Below are 15,850 nucleotides of genomic sequence, written 5' to 3'. Positions count from 1 at the left end.
TAGATTCAGAGTGTTCACGTTCACTTTTCGGGGCAGGAAAGGGGCTGCCCGACACGCGTCTTGTTGTGCGAACGTTTCTTTCATCCAAGGGAAAAACAGAGCCTGTATGGATGACTCGATTGCAATTCGGGTCAAGTGGATCGCCCAGGCATGGGCCTGGGCAGACAGCGACACACGAAGTGTCGTGGCGTCGACGACTGCTTTGTCGGGGCCTAGGGTTCTGTGCAGAAGGAGAAGTTGAATGCCTTACCAACCGAATGACCTCCTGAGCCGTCATTTTGAAGAAAGCGGCCACGACCTCATCAGCAAGGTCGAAGAACAACTCAACCTGGTTTCACCCAACAGCCCGAACATTCCGATCTACCGCGACATGATCCTGACCGTGCTGCGCATGGCCCAGGAAGATCACAACCGCTGGAACGCCAAGATCACCCTGCAAGCACTGCGTGAACTGGAGCATGCCTTCCGCGTGCTCGAGCAATTCAAGGGGCGACGCAAAGTCACTGTTTTCGGCTCTGCCCGAACCCCGATCGAACACCCACTGTATGGTCTGGCCCGAGAGCTCGGCGCCGAGCTGGCGCGCTCGGACCTGATGGTCATCACCGGTGCCGGTGGCGGCATCATGGCGGCGGCCCACGAAGGTGCCGGTCTGGCACACAGCCTGGGATTCAACATCACCCTGCCCTTCGAGCAGCATGCCAATCCCACCGTCAATGGCACCACCAACCTGTTGCCCTTCCACTTTTTCTTCACCCGCAAGCTGTTCTTCGTCAAGGAAGCCGATGCGCTGGTCCTGTGCCCCGGCGGTTTCGGCACCCTGGACGAGGCGCTGGAAGTGCTGACACTGATCCAGACCGGCAAAAGCCCGCTGGTACCGGTGGTGCTGCTGGACGCGCCGGGCGGCAAGTTCTGGCAAGGCGCGCTGGATTTCATTCATCATCAACTGGAGGAAAATCGCTACATCCTGCCCACCGATATGAAGCTCGTGAGCCTGGTCTACAGCGCCGAAGAGGCAGTAGAGCAGATCAACCAGTTCTACAGTAATTTCCACTCCAGCCGCTGGCTCAAGCATCAGTTCGTGATTCGCATGAATCACACGCTCAGCGATCAGGCACTCGAACACATGCAGGAGGCATTCGCCGACCTGTGCCTGAGCGACCATTTTCATCAGCACGCCTACAGTGGTGAAGAACACGATGAGGCGCAGTTCAGCCACCTGACGCGGCTGGCCTTCACCTTCAACGCCCGTGATCATGGGCGCCTGCGGGAACTGGTGGACTACATCAACCTGCCGGAAAACTGGGCGCAGTCCAAACCCCAGGCGCAACAACGCACGCGGGAACCGTCAAAGGTTACGTGAGGCGAAAAAAAACGGCCCGCTATCGAAATAGCGAGCCGTTTCAGTCAATCGTCCATCTCTCGGCCGCTGAACAAGCGGCTGATCATTTCCATGGAATATCCCCGATAACTCAGAAACCGGCCTTGTTTGGCTCGCTCCCTGGCGTCTATCGGTAAATGCCCGGCGAACTTGCGTCGCCAGGTGTCTTCCAGTTGTTCCTGCCAGTTGATACCGCTCTCGCGTAACGCCAGTTCGATGTCAGTGCGCTGCAGGCCCCGCTGACTCAACTCTTCGCGAATGCGCAAAGGGCCGTAGCCGGAACGGGCACGGTAGGAAACGAAGCTTTCAAGGTAACGGGATTCGGACAGCAAGCCCTCTTCCGTCAAACGGTCGAGTGCGGTGTCGATCATTTCAGGGAGAGCGCCGCGCTGACGCAGTTTACGCGTCAGCTCGACTCGACCGTGCTCGCGTCGCGCGAGCAGGTCCATTGCGGTTCGCCGCACCGCGACGAGTGTATCGAGTACGGCGGTCATCGCTTCAATCAGATATCAGCGTCTGCCAGGTCATCAGCAGTCTCTTTGACTGGCGATGCTTTGACGTCCGGCGCTGGGGTCAGCAGTTTGTCGCGCAGTTGCTTTTCAAGGGTCGCTGCGATTTCCGGGTTGTCCGCCAGGAACTTGGCCGAGTTGGCTTTGCCCTGACCGATCTTGGTGCCGTTGTAGGCATACCAGGCACCGGATTTTTCAACGAAACCGTGCAGAACACCCAGGTCGATCATCTCACCGTTGAGGTAGATGCCCTTGCCGTAAAGAATCTGGAACTCAGCCTGACGGAACGGCGAAGCGACCTTGTTCTTCACAACCTTGACGCGGGTTTCGCTACCGACGACTTCATCACCTTCTTTCACCGCGCCAGTACGGCGGATGTCCAGACGAACCGAGGCGTAGAACTTCAGCGCGTTACCACCGGTGGTGGTTTCAGGGCTGCCGAACATCACGCCGATTTTCATACGGATCTGGTTGATGAAGATAACCAGGCAGTTGGCGTTCTTGATGTTACCGGTGATTTTACGCAACGCCTGGGACATCAGACGGGCTTGCAGGCCCACGTGCATGTCACCCATTTCGCCTTCGATTTCAGCCTTTGGAACCAGAGCTGCCACGGAGTCGACGATGATCACGTCAACCGCGTTGGAACGCACCAGCATGTCGGTGATTTCCAGGGCTTGCTCGCCAGTGTCCGGCTGGGAAACCAGCAGGTCGTCGACGTTGACGCCGAGCTTGCCGGCGTACTCAGGATCGAGGGCGTGTTCGGCATCGACGAATGCGCAGGTCGCGCCGGCTTTTTGAGCCTGGGCGATCACCGACAGTGTCAGCGTGGTTTTACCGGAGGATTCAGGACCGTAGATTTCAACGATACGGCCTTTTGGCAGACCGCCAATGCCGAGCGCGATGTCCAGACCCAGAGAGCCAGTGGAGATAGCCGGGATCGCCTGACGGTCTTGATCGCCCATACGCATTACGGCACCCTTGCCGAATTGACGTTCGATCTGACCCAGGGCCGCAGCCAAGGCTTTCTTCTTGTTGTCGTCCATTAAAGTCCTCACGTAATCAATAAGGCCTGACGGCCAACACCTGTATAAGTAGCCAGTATTATTCCACAGCGTTTGAGGATCGCCTACCCCTGATTTGAGATTTCTCCAGTGGCATGTCGAAGCAGCCCCTCTAGCGCGGCCTTCACCGTCTGTCGGCGGACCTCATCGCGGTTGCCGGGGAAGTGCTGCACCTCGCTGAACACCCGCTCACCGACCCCCCAGGCCAGCCAGACAGTGCCCACCGGCTTGCTCGGTGAACCGCCATCGGGACCGGCTACGCCGCTGACCGCCACGGCAAAATGCGCCCGGCTTTTTTCCTGCGCGCCACGGACCATGGCTTCGACCACCTCGCGACTGACTGCCCCCACCGCCGAAAACAACTCGGCGGGTACATGCAATTGCTCGGTTTTCTGACGGTTGGAATAGGTGACATAGCCCGCCTCGAACCACGCCGAACTGCCCGGAATGCGGGTGATCGCCTCGCAAATTCCGCCGCCGGTGCAGGACTCGGCCGCAGTGACGTGGGCATTGAGAACCTGCAAGCGCCTGCCAAGCTCAGCGGCCAGCTGGGTGATTTCTTTCACGGTCCTCTCCTGATCGGGCTGAATGGAACTACCGTACACGAGCGAATCGCGCTTGCAAGACGCAGGATCGATCAAAATGTTAGCGGGTTGACCAGATGCTGCTCGCCAATTCCTTGGCCTGGGTTTCAGTGATCCTGGCCGGTATCGCGCGGCGGCACTTCGCACACGCCGATCCGCTTGGCCGCCCAACGCTCATAAAGGCCGATGGCAACGTCGGCACCGGCCATTGCCGTGAGGCAACCGAACGCGCCAGCCACCCAGATCGACAGGCCAGCGGCGTACAGCAGCAGGATGGCCGAGACTCCGCAGATCATGCACGCCCCGGAGCGCAAGGCCAGACGTCGCAATAATGACCAGCCGCGAGCCCCCTCCTTGTCAGCGCGCCACATTTCGCCGGACACCCCGCTCACCAGGGCCAGTACGATGACCAGCCAGATCGGCATGTCCAGCAACGCCAGTTGCTCGTTTGTCATGTCACGCTCCTTGCGGGGTTGATGAGGTGTCTTTCTAACGGTGCCTGTTCGAGCCGCTTGTTGAGCGGCTTGAAGCAAAGAATATGCATGGATGCATATACAGTCAATGCATAAACGCATTTATTTTGACGCCAGAATTGCGCTTACGCATGGATACTCCCTGGCAGGAGGCATTCGTCGGGCGAAAAAAAACCCACCGAGCGGAGGGTTCTATCTGACAGCGGTGAGGTCAACGGGCGTACATACCCCACCAGAATACGTGACCGAGGATGACAATCTGCTCTTCCTGGATTTCCTGGAAGGTGTAGTCCTCGTCCGGATGCTCATCGCGATTGAAGCTGCGCAGACGAATCCCGATAGGCAGGCGATAAAGTTGTTTCACCCTCAATTGGCCGTTGTGGTTGATTGCATAGAGGTCACCGTCAACGATATCGCCAATGGCGCATTTGCCGGCATTTACCCCGACAGTGGCGCCGTCGCGCAGCACCGGCAACATGCTGTTGCCACGCACCGTCACGCATTTGGCCTGGTCGAACTGCACGCCATTGTGGCGCAAGCTGCGCTTGCCAAAGCGCAAGCTAGAGCGCTCGCTCTCTTCGATGACGAATCTTCCTGATCCCGCAGCCAATTCCACCTCGCGAAGAAAGGGGACCGACACCTCATCGTCATCGACGGGCGTATCGTCGTCCCACAGACTTATATCCTTGAGTTCCGAATGCAATTGATTGCGCCCGGCATTGGCAGCCGGCGCGACATCCGCACGGCCACGCAACTGGTCGGTACTCATGGCAAAGTACTCGGCGACTTTCGAAATGTGCTTATCCGAAGGATCGACGATCTTCCCGCTGAGAATCCGCGAGAGCGTGGACTGAGGCACGCCGGTGCGACGGTGAAGCTCCGTGGGGGAGATCCCGTGCTGATCGAGCAGCGCTCTTAAAACGGTAGAAACAGTGCGTTTTTGCATAACGCGCATAGTGCTTGTTCTTTTGGCCCAAGACAAATGCAGTTTTGCATAACAAGCGCATAAACAGCAGAAATGTATCGCGCGGCTTTCATGCCTGCGTCGGGCAGACCGCCCATGGTAACCTTGCGCCCATCGCGGAAAAGCCGGGCCAATGTCCCTCCTTTTGCCCTACACCTTTCAACGAATCTGCCTAATTATCCGATGAATAAAGCCCTCTCCGATCTGTCCTCTCACACGCCAATGATGCAGCAGTACTGGCGCCTGAAGAACCAACACCCCGACCAGCTGATGTTCTATCGCATGGGCGACTTCTACGAGATCTTCTATGAAGACGCGAAGAAGGCCGCCAAGCTGCTGGACATCACCCTGACCGCCCGCGGGCAGTCGGCCGGTCAGGCGATTCCGATGTGTGGGATTCCTTACCACGCCGCGGAAGGTTACCTGGCGAAACTGGTCAAACTTGGCGAGTCGGTGGTGATCTGTGAGCAGGTTGGCGATCCGGCCACCAGCAAAGGGCCGGTGGATCGCCAGGTGGTGCGGATCATCACGCCGGGCACGGTCAGTGATGAAGCATTGCTGGATGAGCGTCGGGATAACCTGATCGCCGCCGTTCTGGGTGACGAGCGCCTGTTTGGTCTGGCCGTGCTGGATATCACCAGCGGCAACTTCACCGTGCTGGAAATCAAGGGCTGGGAGAATCTGCTGGCAGAACTGGAGCGGGTGAATCCTGTGGAGCTGATGATTCCGGATGACTGGCCAAAAGACCTGCCAGCGGAGAAACGTCGTGGCGTTCGTCGTCGCGCGCCGTGGGATTTCGAGCGCGATTCGGCGCTGAAAAGTCTTTGTCAGCAATTTTCCACCCAGGACCTCAAAGGTTTTGGCTGTGAAAACCTGACCCTGGCCATTGGCGCTGCCGGTTGCCTGCTCAGCTACGCCAAGGAAACCCAACGCACCGCCCTGCCCCATTTGCGCAGCCTGCGTCATGAGCGCCTGGACGACACCGTGGTGCTGGACGGCGCAAGCCGTCGCAACCTGGAACTGGACACCAACCTGGCGGGCGGTCGCGACAATACGCTGCAATCGGTGGTCGATCGTTGCCAGACGGCCATGGGCAGCCGCCTGCTGACCCGCTGGCTGAACCGACCACTGCGTGACCTGACTATTTTGCTGGCGCGCCAGACCTCGATCACCTGCCTGCTCGACAGCTACCGTTTCGAAAAGCTGCAACCACAGCTCAAGGAAATCGGCGACATCGAGCGGATTCTGGCGCGGATCGGTCTGCGCAATGCCCGACCTCGTGACCTGGCGCGCCTGCGCGATGCGCTCGGCGCACTGCCAGCATTGCAAGTGGCGATGACCGAACTTGAAGCCCCGCACATCATTCAACTGGCGGCGACCACCAGCACCTACCCGGAACTGGCGGCACTGCTGGAAAAAGCCATCATCGACAATCCGCCAGCGGTGATCCGTGACGGTGGGGTATTGAAAACCGGTTACGACAGTGAACTCGACGATCTGCAATCGCTCAGCGAAAACGCCGGGCAATTCCTGATCGACCTCGAAGCCCGCGAGAAGGCGCGCACTGGCCTGTCTCACTTGAAGGTCGGCTACAACCGCATTCACGGTTATTTCATCGAGTTGCCGAGCAAGCAAGCCGAATCGGCGCCGGCGGATTACATCCGCCGCCAGACGCTCAAAGGCGCCGAGCGTTTTATCACGCCAGAACTCAAGGCTTTCGAAGACAAGGCGTTGTCGGCCAAGAGCCGCGCCCTGGCTCGCGAGAAGATGCTTTACGAAGCGCTGCTCGAAGACCTGATTTCGCAGTTGCCGCCGTTGCAGGATACCGCCGCCGCACTGGCTGAACTGGACGTGCTGAGCAATCTCGCCGAACGCGCGCTGAACCTCGATCTGAACTGCCCGCGTTTCGTCACCGAGCCGTGTATGCGTATCACCCAGGGGCGTCACCCGGTGGTGGAGCAAGTGCTGACCACGCCGTTCGTAGCCAACGACCTGAGCCTCGATGACAACACCCGCATGCTGGTGATCACCGGTCCGAACATGGGCGGTAAATCCACCTACATGCGTCAGACCGCGTTGATCGTGTTGCTGGCGCACATCGGCAGCTTCGTGCCGGCGGCCAGTTGCGAATTGTCCCTGGTGGACCGGATCTTCACCCGGATCGGCTCCAGCGATGACCTGGCAGGCGGACGCTCGACCTTCATGGTCGAAATGAGCGAAACCGCGAATATTTTGCACAACGCCACAGAGCGTAGCCTGGTGCTGATGGACGAAGTCGGTCGCGGCACCAGCACCTTCGACGGCCTGTCCCTGGCTTGGGCTGCCGCCGAGCGCTTGGCACATCTGCGGGCTTACACGCTGTTCGCCACCCACTATTTCGAGCTGACCGTACTGCCGGAGGCCCAGCCGCTGGTAGCCAACGTGCACCTCAATGCCACCGAGCACAACGAGCGCATCGTGTTCCTCCACCACGTGCTGCCGGGGCCTGCCAGCCAAAGTTACGGCCTGGCGGTTGCGCAACTGGCCGGGGTGCCGAGCGAAGTGATCGTGCGTGCTCGCGAGCACTTGGGCCGACTGGAAGCCACCGCCCTGCCCCATGAGGTTCCCAAGCCAACCAAAGGCAAGCCGGCCGCGCCGCAGCAGAGCGATATGTTCGCCAGCCTGCCGCATCCAGTACTCGATGAACTGGCCAAACTCGATCTGGATGACCTGACCCCACGCAGAGCGCTCGAAATGCTCTATACACTTAAGACACGGATCTAACGCACTTGCCTGCAAGCTGTTAGAATCTCGCGCGGTTTGGGATGCTGCAGGCTAATAGCCTGGCCTGCAGACTATCGCTCCCGAACCTGGCGACCCCGTCCTGAAGGGGCTCCGCTGCCGCCGCCTGAGGAGAAAATTAGAAATGACCTTCGTCGTCACCGACAACTGCATCAAGTGCAAGTACACCGACTGCGTAGAAGTCTGTCCGGTGGACTGCTTTTACGAAGGCCCGAACTTCCTGGTGATTCACCCGGATGAGTGCATCGACTGCGCACTGTGCGAACCAGAATGCCCTGCTGTGGCCATCTTCTCTGAAGATGAAGTCCCGGAAGAGATGCAGGAATTCATTCAGCTGAACGTTGAGCTGGCGGAAATCTGGCCCAACATCACTGAGAAGAAAGAATCGTTGCCCGATGCCGAAGAGTGGGATGGCGTCAAAGGCAAGATCAAAGACCTCGAACGCTGATTACCCCCGCGTTCTCGAAAAGGCCCCTTGCGGGGCCTTTTTGCTTTTCTACAGGCAAAAAAAGGGGCGGTTTGACCCGCCCACGTTTATTCCCTATTCCCTGTGTTCCTTTTCATCGTCCTGATGAATCGCTTCCTGCGATGTCCTTTCCCCTCATCCTTGAAGGGCGTGTCTATCCGTCGACACAATCCAAATACTAGACAGTTCCCAGCCAAGAGCAATCGACCGCCGGCGCAGAAATCGCCTGTAACACGCCCTTAACCTAATAAAATATTCTTATAAATCAGTTAGATAAATGGTGACCAGTACAAACATGGACGACTGCCACTGTGTAAAAATAGTGAACACTTACGAAAGAGTAAGCAAAGACTTACAGTGCAAGACTACAAACCTGCGGTGATACCAGAGGCATTCAAAAACCCGTTCTCCAGACAACAAAAAGCCCCGACCAGTCGGGGCTTTTTACTGACCATCGGGCAACTTGCTTATTGAAACAGCGACTCGCTAGACAGGCCATTTTTCTCGAGAATTTCCCGAAGACGTTTAAGGCCTTCAACCTGAATCTGTCTGACCCGTTCACGGGTCAGGCCGATTTCCAGGCCTACGTCTTCAAGGGTACTACTCTCGTGACCGCGCAGGCCGAAGCGGCGGATCACCACCTCACGTTGCTTGTCTGTCAGTTCCGAGAGCCACTGATCGATGCTCTGTGACAGGTCGTCATCCTGTAGCAGTTCGCATGGATCGGTTGGTCGGTCGTCGGTAAGGGTGTCCAGCAGGGTTTTATCCGAATCCGGACCCAGCGAGACGTCGACCGAAGAAACACGCTCGTTCAGGCCTAGCATGCGCTTGACCTCTCCCACCGGTTTTTCCAGCAGGTTGGCGATTTCTTCGGGTGAGGGTTCATGATCGAGTTTTTGCGTCAGCTCCCGTGCAGCCCGCAGGTACACGTTAAGCTCTTTGACCACATGGATCGGCAACCGGATGGTCCGGGTCTGATTCATGATCGCACGCTCGATGGTCTGACGAATCCACCAGGTTGCGTAGGTCGAAAAGCGGAAGCCACGTTCGGGGTCGAACTTCTCTACCGCCCGGATCAGCCCCAGGTTGCCCTCTTCGATCAGGTCCAGCAGCGACAGCCCACGATTGACGTAACGCCGGGCGATTTTCACCACCAGCCGCAGGTTGCTTTCAATCATGCGTTTGCGCCCGGCCGGATCTCCACTTTGCGACAAGCGTGCAAAGTGAACTTCTTCTTCGGGGGACAGCAGAGGGGAAAAGCCGATTTCATTGAGGTACAGCTGCGTGGCATCGAGTGCCCGCGTGTAGTCAATGTACTTGTGTTGCTTTAACGAAGCGGAGTGTTTGGATTTGGCACGAACGGAAGGTGGAGCAGCCCCTTCATCATTCGACATCGAATCCGTACCGATGCCGGTCTCCATCAGGAGAACCTCATCGTCGATGTCAAACTCCGGCACTTCTTTACTGAGAGCCATTGTTATAGTCCTTTGGTGAGTTCGACCTCAGGCTCAAGCGGCGCCTTTATCCTTGGCAACGCTGGAGCCTGTTCCCTCTACGTGACGGAACAGGCTGGTAAGCGATCAACGACGTGGCAGGAATTGCAGCGGATCTACAGGTTTACCTTGGCGGCGAATCTCAAAATGCAGTTTCACCCGGTCTGTACCCGTTGACCCCATTTCGGCAATTGTCTGTCCGACTTTGACCTGCTGCCCCTCCCGAACCAACAGCCTGCGGTTATGTCCGTAGGCACTGACGTAGGTGTCGCTGTGTTTGATGATGACTAATTCGCCGTAGCCCCTTAAGCCACTCCCGGCGTATACCACCGTCCCATCAGACGCAGCTAAAACAGGCTGTCCCAAATCTCCGGCGATATCAATTCCTTTATTCAAACTGCCGTTTGAAGAGAATTTACCAATGAGAATGCCATTAGATGGCCACCCCCAGCCGGTCGGGGCCGGACCTGCTGGAGGCATCGGAGCGGGTGCCGGCTTGTTCGCGACAGACGGTACAACCACCGCCGTACCCGTGGTCGCACCTGTTACCGGGCGACGGAATACCGTGGTTTTACTCGATGACGAAGGCGTTGAATTGGCAGAACTCACCGTTGCCGGCGTTGAACCGGTGCGACCATCAAAGCGAATCGTCTGACCCGGATGGATCGTATAGGGCGCAGGAATGTTGTTACGTGCCGCGAGGGCTTTGTAGTCCCAGCCGTAGCGAAAGGCGATGGAGAACATCGTGTCTTTAGGTCGAACGACATACTGACCCGTGGTCACTGCCGGACGCTGGGCTACGGCATTGTTGCGATCGAGGACGCGTACGTCGCTCGATTTATTGCTGGAACAACCAACCAGCAAGGTGCTCAAGACAAGGCCAGTCACCAGGCGCTGAAAGCTCGTTATACCCATTCGCTGCGCAATGACTGTGAGACTCACCCGCCGCTCCCTTTGTGGTGGCTGAAAATGTGGATTGCCGTGTTACGGCATGAATTGTCGCAAGTATATCGGGCCGTACAGGCTTTACCCTTAATGAAGCGAAATGGCTTCGCGCACACGTTTGCTGCCTGACGATAAATCCCGTTTAACTGATCGACGCCGCTGTAAGACAGAGGCAATCGAAGAGAATTCAGCGCACTTAAACAAATGCTCAGGCCAGTGGCCCGTTGAGCAATGGCACGAAGCGCACCGACCCCAGGACACGCCTGGAAAAGCCCTGCTCTTCCCGGACGATCAGCATCAATTGCTGCACCTCGCCAGCCCCTACCGGAATCACCAGCCTTCCTCCCGGCGCCAATTGATCGAGCAGCGCCTGCGGGACATCGGTGGCCACTGCGGTCACTATGATGCCGTTGTACGGCGCCAGTGCCGGCCAGCCTTCCCAGCCATCACCCCAGCGAAATACCACGTTGCGCAGGTTCAACTCGACCAGGCGTTCCTTGGCCCGGTCCTGCAAAACCTTGATGCGTTCGACCGAGAACACTCGCTCGACCAGTTGCGACAGCACCGCAGTCTGGTAACCCGACCCCGTGCCGATTTCCATCACCTTGTCCAGAGGGCCCGCCTCGAGCAGCAACTCGCTCATGCGAGCCACCATGTACGGTTGGGAGATCGTCTGGTTGTGTCCGATCGGTAGCGCCGTGTCTTCGTAGGCGCGGTGCGCCAGCGCCTCGTCGACGAACAGGTGACGTGGTGTACGGCGAATGACTTCCAGCACCTTGGCGTTGGAAACCCCTTCTTCATATAACCGTTGAATGAGGCGTTCACGGGTCCGTTGAGAGGTCATCCCGATGCCGCGTCGCAGCATATCGTCTTGTTCACGAGCCATTAGCGCAACCCCTCCAGCCAGCCATCGAGACTACTGAAGGCATCATTGAAGGTGCGATCCAGTTGCAGTGGCGTGATGGAAACATAGCCCTGCATCACGGCATGGAAATCCGTACCCGGGCCACCGTCTTCAGCGTCCCCCGCGGCGGCGATCCAGTAACCGGATTTACCACGCGGATCGACCACCTTCATCGGCGCAGCAGCGCGAGCGCGGTGGCCGAGGCGGGTCAGCTGGATTCCGCGGATATGGTCCAGCGGCAAATTGGGAATATTCACGTTCAGTACCGTGCGCGGTGGCAGGTCGAGGTCGGCGTGCGCCTCTACCAGTTTGCGCGCAAACCAGGCAGCTGTAGGAAGATTATCGACTTGCCGTGAGACCAACGAAAAGGCGAACGAAGGACGCTCCAGGAAACGCCCCTCAAGGGCCGCTGCCACAGTGCCGGAATACAACACATCGTCACCCAGGTTGGCACCCAGGTTGATACCGGAAACCACCATGTCCGGTTCACGCTCCAGCAAGCCATTGAGACCCAGGTGTACGCAATCGGTCGGTGTGCCATTAACACTGATAAAGCCGTTGGCCAGCGTTTGCGGGTGCAACGGACGGTCGAGCGTCAGCGAGCTGCTGGCGCCGCTTTTGTCCTGGTCCGGGGCGATAACCACGCATTCGGTGTAATCCGCCAGCGCAGCATAAAGCGCGGCGAGACCGGGTGCGGTTACCCCATCGTCGTTAGAAATCAGAATACGCATGGGCTGTCCGTCTGCCCCACCGGCACCAGATCGACGAGTTCGCGCACCAATACGGTGGCGAAGCATCCGGCCGGCAGGACGAATTCCAGTTGCAGAATGTCAGGCTCGGGATAATGCCACGTCAACCCACCAATGGGCAGCCGCAGGATGCGACGTTCGTGGCTCATTCCGGCGTTAATCAACCAATCGCGAAGATCCGCTTCGCGAGCGGCGATTGCCTGCTCCAGTTCATGGACAGCGCCCGTGGCCGGCGAGTCACCTTCGCCCCACTGCGGACCGGTCGGGTGCAGGTCGAGAATCGCCAGGCGCGGGTCGCTGCACTCGGATTCGCCTGCCGGAAAAAAGCTGCGGCTGTCAGTGAATGCCAGCAGATCACCGACCTGGGCACGTTGCCAGGTTCCATCGGCGACGCGCGCCGCCAGCACCTGATTAAACAGAAAACTGCGGGCGGTGGAGAGCAGCCGCGAACGCACGTTGCGCTGCTCCGGCAACGCTTTACGCGCCGCCCAGGCACGAGCATCGACCACGTTGCCGCCGTCAAACCCGAAACGCTGGGCACCGAAATAATTGGGGATACCTTGCTTTGCGATCAGTTGCAGACGCTCTTCGATCGCCGCTTTGTCACCGGCGAATTGCGTCAGGCGCAAGGTGAAGCCGTTGGCCGAGTGGGCGCCGCGCTGCAACTTGCGTTTGTGCCGACCGGTCTTGAGGATCTTCAGCGTGTCGTTTTCCGCCGCCGACAGATCAGGATCAGCCTTGCCCGGCAGTTGCACACTGAACCACTGGCGGGTCAGCGCCTGACGATCCTTGAGGCCCGCATAACTGACGGTGCGCAATGGCACGCCCGCTGCCTTGGCAATTCGCCGTGCCGCTTCTTCGGTATTGAGCCCGCGCTTTTCAACCCAGATCCACAGATGCTCCCCATCGCCACTGAGAGGGATATTGAGGACTTCATCGACCTGGAAATCTTCCGCCGTCGCTTTCAATACCGCGGTGCCGAGAGCTTCACCATAGGCCCGCGGGCCGAGCAATTGCGCCTCGTTCATGCGCGCAGCAACAAGGCAACGGAATGCACGGCAATGCCTTCTTCGCGACCGACAAAGCCAAGCTTTTCGGTGGTGGTAGCTTTCACGTTCACTTGATCCAACTCAACTTGAAGATCCGCGGCAATCAGCGCGCGCATCGATTCGATATGCGGGGCCATTTTCGGCGCCTGGGCGACGATGGTGTTATCGACGTTGCCGACTTTCCAGCCCTTGGCGTGGATCAGTGCGACGACGTGACGCAACAGCACACGGCTGTCGGCGCCCTTGAATTTTGGGTCGGTGTCCGGGAAATGCTTGCCGATATCACCCAGCGCAGCAGCGCCGAGCAAGGCATCGCTCAAGGCGTGCAGCAGGACGTCACCGTCGGAGTGAGCGAGCAGCCCGAAGCCGTGTGCAATCCGCACGCCGCCCAGAGTAATGAAATCGCCTTCAGCGAAACGGTGCACATCATAGCCGTGGCCAATACGCATAAAAAAACGCCCCGATTTTTGTCAGGGCGTGATTCTACCTGCATTAGACGCCTAGGGCGCGTCCGTGATGTTGCAAGTGGTCGCCGATGAAGCTGGCGATGAAGAAATAGCTGTGGTCGTAGCCCGGTTGCAAGCGCAACGTCAGCGGATGACCTGCCAGTTTGGCGGCCTGTTGCAAGGCTTCAGGCTTGAGTTGGGTGGCCAGAAAATCGTCACGATCACCTTGATCGACCAGCAACGGCAGCTTCTCGTCCGCCTCGGCAATCAGCGCACAGGCATCCCATTCGCGCCACTTCGAGCGGTCTTCACCCAGGTAGCGGGAGAAGGCCTTTTGACCCCATGGGCAGTCCATCGGATTGTTGATCGGCGAGAACGCCGACACCGACAGATAACGCCCCGGATTGCGCAACGCGCAGACCAACGCACCGTGACCTCCCATGGAGTGGCCGCTGATGCCACGCTTGTCCGAGGCAGGGAAATGGGCTTCAACCAATGCCGGCAATTCCTGCACAACATAGTCATGCATCCGATAGTGCCTGGACCACGGTTCCTGCGTGGCATTCAGATAAAAGCCGGCACCGAGACCGAAGTCCCAGGCGCCATCTGGATCACCTGGCACATCGGGACCGCGCGGACTGGTGTCCGGTGCAACGATGATCAGCCCCAGCTCGGCGGCCATGCGCATGGCACCAGCCTTTTGCATGAAGTTTTCGTCGGTGCAGGTCAGGCCGGACAACCAGTACAGCACCGGCAGCTTGCCGCCCTGCTCCGCTTGCGGCGGCAGGTACACGGCGAACACCATGTCGCAGCCGAGCACATCGGAGCGGTGCCGATAGCGTTTGTGCCAGCCGCCGAAGCTTTTCTGGCAGGAGATATTTTCCAGGCTCATGACCGACCTCAGAAATGGATGACGGAACGGATGCTTTTTCCTTCATGCATCAGGTCGAATGCCTTGTTGATGTCTTCAAGGCCCATGGTGTGGGTGATGAAAGTATCCAGCGGGATTTCTCCGGTTTCGGCCATTTCCACGTAGCTCGGCAATTCGGTACGACCACGCACGCCGCCAAACGCCGAACCGCGCCAGACGCGACCGGTCACCAGCTGGAATGGACGGGTGGCGATTTCCTGTCCGGCACCGGCGACGCCGATGATGACCGACTCGCCCCAACCCTTGTGGCAGCACTCAAGGGCAGCACGCATCAATTGGACGTTTCCGATGCACTCGAAGGAAAAGTCGACGCCGCCATCGGTCATGTCGACGATGACTTCCTGGATCGGACGGTCGAAATCTTTCGGGTTCACACAATCGGTTGCACCCAACTGCTTGGCAATCTCGAATTTTCCCGGGTTGATGTCGATGGCAATGATGCGACCGGCCTTGGCTTTGACCGCGCCGATGATTGCCGACAGACCGATGCCGCCGAGACCGAAAATAGCAACGGTATCACCCGGTTTCACCTTCGCCGTATTGATGACCGCACCGATGCCAGTGGTCACACCGCAGCCCAGCAGGCAGACTTTTTCCAGCGGCGCTTCTTTAGGAATTTTGGCGACGGAAATTTCCGGCAGTACGGTGTACTCAGAGAACGTCGACGTCCCCATGTAGTGGAAAATCGGTTCGCCCTTGTAGGAAAAACGCGAAGTGCCGTCCGGCATCAGGCCTTTACCTTGAGTCGCGCGAATTGCCTGGCAGAGGTTGGTTTTGCCCGACAGGCAGAATTTGCACTGGCGGCATTCCGGGGTGTACAGCGGGATCACATGATCGCCGACCGCCACGGAGGTCACGCCCTCGCCGATCGCTTCAACCACCGCGCCACCTTCGTGACCGAGGATCGACGGAAAGATGCCTTCCGGGTCAGCGCCCGACAGGGTGTAGGCATCGGTGTGGCAGACGCCGGAAGCAACCACACGCAGCAATACTTCACCGGCCTTGGGCATGGCGACATCGACTTCAACAATCTCGAGGGGTTTCTTGGCCTCGAAGGCAACGGCGGCGCGCGACTTGATCATGTTGATTCTCCAGCGAATAAAAACGAGACAGG

General features: G+C 58.5%; 16 protein-coding genes. 3 read left to right on the top strand and 13 right to left on the bottom strand.

Translation table 11 applies throughout. The features are described from left to right. The first annotated feature begins 241 nt into the window (after window positions 1–241). Window positions 242–1,360, top strand: coding sequence for an LOG family protein (locus tag ACA055_RS05950; protein WP_497682781.1), 1,119 nt, complete (start codon window positions 242–244; stop codon window positions 1,358–1,360). A 44-nt stretch (window positions 1,361–1,404) separates the two neighbouring features. On the opposite strand, the gene recX is transcribed toward ACA055_RS05950, so the two are convergent. From recX to ACA055_RS05925, 5 genes are all read right to left on the bottom strand, one after another. After that, window positions 1,405–1,872 carry a recombination regulator RecX gene (gene recX / locus ACA055_RS05945; protein ID WP_258620344.1) on the bottom strand — a complete coding sequence of 156 codons (468 nt, stop codon included), beginning with the start codon at window positions 1,870–1,872 and terminating at the stop codon, window positions 1,405–1,407. 8 nt (window positions 1,873–1,880) lie between these two features. Then, window positions 1,881–2,933: a recombinase RecA gene (gene recA, locus ACA055_RS05940; protein WP_007947175.1), complete on the bottom strand. Its 1,053-nt coding sequence runs from the start codon at window positions 2,931–2,933 to the stop codon at window positions 1,881–1,883. A gap of 83 nt (window positions 2,934–3,016) precedes the next feature. Further along, window positions 3,017–3,517: a CinA family protein gene (locus tag ACA055_RS05935; protein WP_497682780.1), complete on the bottom strand. Its 501-nt coding sequence runs from the start codon at window positions 3,515–3,517 to the stop codon at window positions 3,017–3,019. A 125-nt stretch (window positions 3,518–3,642) separates the two neighbouring features. Further along, a complete protein-coding gene (locus tag ACA055_RS05930) occupies window positions 3,643–3,990 on the bottom strand; it encodes a phage holin family protein (RefSeq protein ID WP_497682779.1) in 348 nt (115 codons plus the stop codon). Window positions 3,991–4,219: 229 nt separating this feature from the next. Next, window positions 4,220–4,954, bottom strand: coding sequence for a LexA family transcriptional regulator (locus tag ACA055_RS05925; protein ID WP_497684365.1), 735 nt, complete (start codon window positions 4,952–4,954; stop codon window positions 4,220–4,222). Window positions 4,955–5,155: 201 nt separating this feature from the next. On the opposite strand from ACA055_RS05925, the gene mutS reads away from it, so the two are divergent. Both mutS and fdxA read left to right on the top strand, forming a co-directional pair. Beyond that, window positions 5,156–7,735 (top strand): DNA mismatch repair protein MutS, encoded by a 2,580-nt coding sequence (mutS, locus tag ACA055_RS05920; protein ID WP_497682778.1) that lies wholly within the window; start codon window positions 5,156–5,158, stop codon window positions 7,733–7,735. 142 nt (window positions 7,736–7,877) lie between these two features. After that, the gene (gene fdxA / locus ACA055_RS05915; RefSeq protein ID WP_007908827.1) at window positions 7,878–8,201 is read left to right on the top strand and encodes a ferredoxin FdxA; all 324 of its coding nucleotides are present in this window, start codon (window positions 7,878–7,880) and stop codon (window positions 8,199–8,201) included. A gap of 485 nt (window positions 8,202–8,686) precedes the next feature. On the opposite strand, the gene rpoS is transcribed toward fdxA, so the two are convergent. The 8 genes from rpoS to ACA055_RS05875 all read right to left on the bottom strand — a co-directional run bounded on the left by rpoS (window position 8,687) and on the right by ACA055_RS05875 (window position 15,818). Next, complete coding sequence (gene rpoS / locus ACA055_RS05910) at window positions 8,687–9,694, bottom strand: RNA polymerase sigma factor RpoS (RefSeq protein ID WP_008154012.1); 1,008 nt, start codon at window positions 9,692–9,694, stop codon at window positions 8,687–8,689. Between the two features lie 105 nt (window positions 9,695–9,799). Further along, window positions 9,800–10,654 carry a peptidoglycan DD-metalloendopeptidase family protein gene (locus ACA055_RS05905; protein ID WP_497682777.1) on the bottom strand — a complete coding sequence of 285 codons (855 nt, stop codon included), beginning with the start codon at window positions 10,652–10,654 and terminating at the stop codon, window positions 9,800–9,802. A 211-nt stretch (window positions 10,655–10,865) separates the two neighbouring features. Then, complete coding sequence (locus ACA055_RS05900) at window positions 10,866–11,501, bottom strand: protein-L-isoaspartate(D-aspartate) O-methyltransferase (RefSeq protein ID WP_497684364.1); 636 nt, start codon at window positions 11,499–11,501, stop codon at window positions 10,866–10,868. 41 nt (window positions 11,502–11,542) lie between these two features. After that, a complete protein-coding gene (gene surE / locus ACA055_RS05895; RefSeq protein ID WP_497682776.1) occupies window positions 11,543–12,292 on the bottom strand; it encodes a 5'/3'-nucleotidase SurE in 750 nt (249 codons plus the stop codon). Continuing rightward, entirely contained in the window at window positions 12,280–13,338 is a 1,059-nt protein-coding gene (gene truD / locus ACA055_RS05890) for a tRNA pseudouridine(13) synthase TruD (protein ID WP_497682775.1), read from the bottom strand. Before truD ends, surE begins: the two co-directional genes overlap by 13 nt. Further along, complete coding sequence (gene ispF / locus ACA055_RS05885) at window positions 13,335–13,808, bottom strand: 2-C-methyl-D-erythritol 2,4-cyclodiphosphate synthase (protein WP_137808032.1); 474 nt, start codon at window positions 13,806–13,808, stop codon at window positions 13,335–13,337. The genes truD and ispF overlap by 4 nt, the downstream gene beginning before the upstream one ends. A 43-nt stretch (window positions 13,809–13,851) precedes the next feature. After that, a complete protein-coding gene (gene fghA / locus ACA055_RS05880; RefSeq protein ID WP_497682774.1) occupies window positions 13,852–14,697 on the bottom strand; it encodes an S-formylglutathione hydrolase in 846 nt (281 codons plus the stop codon). Window positions 14,698–14,705: 8 nt separating this feature from the next. After that, window positions 14,706–15,818 carry an S-(hydroxymethyl)glutathione dehydrogenase/class III alcohol dehydrogenase gene (locus tag ACA055_RS05875; protein ID WP_497682773.1) on the bottom strand — a complete coding sequence of 371 codons (1,113 nt, stop codon included), beginning with the start codon at window positions 15,816–15,818 and terminating at the stop codon, window positions 14,706–14,708. Window positions 15,819–15,850 lie beyond the last annotated feature (32 nt).

It is taken from the genome of Pseudomonas sp. LBUM1657 (assembly GCF_059716075.1).
Note: the sequence above shows the minus strand (reverse complement) of the source record. Positions and strands in the feature narration are given on the sequence as shown.